Below are 3,197 nucleotides of genomic sequence, written 5' to 3'. Positions count from 1 at the left end.
ATCATGTGTCACTAAGGTGCGCGGGGTTTTAGAAAATGCGCCGGAGCCAAAGCAAGAGAAAGCTAGTGCAAGGATAACAAGGGGGAGTGTCCAGTGGCGAGAGAAGGGCAGCGCTCGAGACGACAATGGAAGACGATGATGTTGGGAATTTCGTTGATCCTGGCACCCGGTTCTCCTGTCGCTCAGGTCTCCCCCAGCAACTTTTTTCTGCCGATTTATCGATTTCATATTTGCCACGTCCTTCTATATTCCCGTTTGTGTCACTGCTGCTCATTTCCAAATCTCACTGCTTCAAGTCCTGTGTATTGAGAAAAATCAGAAATTGAATAAACGCGATTATCTGATTTGAAAATGGTGAATTTGTGGCGAGACTTCTAATTTGTTAATCAGGAAATATTGCTCCCAAATCAATTCTTAGCCGGTCGAGGATCATTCGGAAAAATCGACTATTGCCACCAAATGACCTTTTTTTAGACCCAATAAAAACACATTGAGTTGCGAGTATTCGCATCTCGATCACAAGGGAATAGCTGATGTTCAATTCTAAAAAAGACCCATCAGAAAACAAACTTAACAGTGAATTTCCCCGTTCTAGCGGGTTGGAAATCGGGCCCGAGGAAACGGGCCCGTCGGAAGCGGAAGGGCAGAGAGCCCTCCAGGAGATAATGCAAAATAGACACACATCCGTTTATTCAATGCGTGGCGGGCCAGCTTCAGACAGTGCAAATGAACTTGCTCTCTCCAGCGCGTCAGGAAACATGACGATCGGACCCGGTGTGAAAATGGAAGGCGCCATACGGAACTTTAAAAACCTCATGATACTCGGCTCCTCGGAAGGCGAGCTTGAAGGTGAGAACCTCATTATCGGTGAAGGGGGCTGGTTAAAGGGAACTGCGACAATTTGTAATATGGAGGTCGTCGGGAATTTTGGGGGCATTGCCAATGTTACGGGCCACATTCTTCTGCGCTCTACAGGGGCCATCGAGGGCACGATCACTTACGCTTCCATAGAAATAGAGAATGGGGGGCAAATCAGTGGTGAAATTCGGCCCGCCGAGGAGGATGAAACAACGGATGATATTGGTGAGAATTTAAATTCTTCGGATGAGGCATGGTTGGTGGATATACCCTCACAATTCCCTGAAACCGCAACGGTCGACGAGGACTCGATCAATGAGTGATAAGCCTTGCACGAGATCCGGTAGAAAAATTTTCATAGTTCATGCCTCCGCTATCGTGTTCGGCCTGGTGGTTGCGGCCTGCTCCTTCGACATTAAGGAAGCGAGGAACCTCGCTGTAGAGGGCGATGAGTTTAATGACGAGTTAGCTCGTGAATATCGGAATATTGCGCTTTTCGAAGCTGACGAGATGTACGATTGGCCAGATGCCGCTCTGTTCTCAAGAAAAGCCATCCTTGCTTCGACCGGCCAAAGCCCCGCGCCAGAAGACATTCGCGACTGGAACATCTCTAAAAAGTCAGAACCAGCTTTCGTGGAGGCCCGCTATTTACTTCTTGAAAAACTGGAAGCCGGATTCGGCGATCAAATGCCCGTCCAGGCGGCTCGCGCTCAAGTTTCCTTCGATTGTTGGATGGAGCAAGAGGAAGAAGGATGGCAGGCCGAGCATATAGCGAAATGTAGGCAAGAATTTGAAAACGCAGTAAACGTTTGGGTGAAATTTAGGCAGGCTAGCAACACTCTTGATCCTAATATTTTTTCACCAACCATAATCGCCGATATTGCGCCGGTTACAGACAAATCGGAATTTTCCTGTTTGTCAGGAGAGCCCACTTCTTACCCGCCGTCGCACGATTATTTGATCCAATTCCAGCACAACAGCGCGCAAATTAACGATGCCGCGGAGACGGTGCTGAGCGCGAGTGCCATTCAAGCCAGTGGCGTTGAGACTATCGAAGTCTTTATCGAGGGGCATGCCGATCTCTCGGGAGCAGCCGGTTACAATATTGATTTATCGCTGAGACGTGCGCTCGCGGTCTGGCGGAGAATGATAGCGCTTGGTGTCTCACCGGACCAAATGTGGATCGGTCCTAGAGGTGAGTTGAAGCCTATATCTAGCTCCGCTGACGGCACTCGAAACTCTTTAGACCGACGTGTTGCTGTGATTTTGGCCGGAGAGCCAAGTGGCGAACTGGTTGAGCCTAACAAGTGCGTGGACCAGAAAAGTCTGCCAATTAGTTTGACTGAAGCGCCTGATCTAACCGAAGTTCTAGGCAAATGATGGTGTATGAGGCAAGGCCCTCTACCCTTTATAGGGCGTGCCGGGCGTCCTCAAGTCGGAGCCACATTCGCCTCCCTTGTGCTCCGACACCCCGGCCCATTGCCGCCAGCCCATGTGAAATGGGTTATGTGTGGAAGGGAAGCGGGGAAACTCGAAACATGCACGATGAAACGGTAATGCTCGACGTCTACTTGCTACCGTCTACTGGACACTATCTTTATTTAATTAACGTCAAAAAACCTGTGCGGCCGGGATCAACGCGGAGGTAACTAATCACTACCGCTTTTTTTCTCATCGACCACGCCGGCGTCTATCGCACCATACTTGAGCAACTGGTGCAGCCACCCGGGTGGTGCGAAGGCGATCAAGGACATACGCCGCCTAATACCTTGAACCAGATGAGCCAGACTCTCCTTTAAATCAGCTCCGAGTTTGTCCCAATTTATATGACGACGGACAGTTTCTTTTGGAATCTGCTTGGTGGACACGCGGTCTCGGGATGTTTGACGTGAGCCGAAAGACGAGCCGGACCCTGGTCGCGCTCTGTTGTTTAAAGGTGAAAATTCGCGTCAATTAAATTCAAGTTAGGCCTCATTTATTGTCATTTAATTGTCCCATTAATGGAAAAAATATTGTAAATTAATGACGCATTGAATTGTCTGACGTCAGCGCCTATGGGACAGATTGAATTAATTGCATAAGGGAGGATTTCTGGCTCATCGTAGTGACCGAGAGGAACGAAGATGAGACAGAAACCAGTGACACGTCGAACAGCCTAATTTAGGGAATGAGGACGGCCCTTCCTCTTATTTTACCGGCATGCAGATCGTGCAGAGCCTGATTGGCGTCGGCGAGTTTATATTCATGCGTGGCGAGATTAACCAGGCCGCGATCCGCCAGCGCCATCAACTCGACCAATTCGGCATAAGTGCCGACCAAATTGCCGACAATTGTCTTCT

Annotated in this window: 4 protein-coding genes; 2 read left to right on the top strand and 2 right to left on the bottom strand. The window is 49.3% G+C overall.

Annotated features, from left to right (window positions below; genetic code table 11):
- The first annotated feature begins 758 nt into the window (after positions 1 to 758).
- Both HOJ95_19090 and HOJ95_19085 read left to right on the top strand, forming a co-directional pair.
- Positions 759 to 1,181 (top strand): polymer-forming cytoskeletal protein, encoded by a 423-nt coding sequence (locus tag HOJ95_19090; protein MBT6396797.1) that lies wholly within the window; start codon positions 759 to 761, stop codon positions 1,179 to 1,181.
- A complete protein-coding gene (locus HOJ95_19085; protein MBT6396796.1) occupies positions 1,174 to 2,238 on the top strand; it encodes an OmpA family protein in 1,065 nt (354 codons plus the stop codon). The genes HOJ95_19090 and HOJ95_19085 overlap by 8 nt, the downstream gene beginning before the upstream one ends.
- A gap of 269 nt (positions 2,239 to 2,507) precedes the next feature.
- On the opposite strand, the gene HOJ95_19080 is transcribed toward HOJ95_19085, so the two are convergent.
- Both HOJ95_19080 and HOJ95_19075 read right to left on the bottom strand, forming a co-directional pair.
- The gene (locus HOJ95_19080; GenBank protein MBT6396795.1) at positions 2,508 to 2,726 is read right to left on the bottom strand and encodes a hypothetical protein; all 219 of its coding nucleotides are present in this window, start codon (positions 2,724 to 2,726) and stop codon (positions 2,508 to 2,510) included.
- Positions 2,727 to 3,018: 292 nt separating this feature from the next.
- The coding region (locus HOJ95_19075) for an NAD(P)-dependent alcohol dehydrogenase (protein MBT6396794.1) at positions 3,019 to 3,197 on the bottom strand (179 nt) is incomplete at its 5' end.

It is taken from the genome of Nitrospinaceae bacterium (assembly GCA_018669005.1).
Lineage (GTDB): Bacteria > UBA8248 > UBA8248 > UBA8248 > UBA8248 > UBA8248.
The sequence above is the reverse complement of the archived record's forward strand: the minus strand, read 5'-3'. Positions and strand labels throughout refer to the sequence as shown.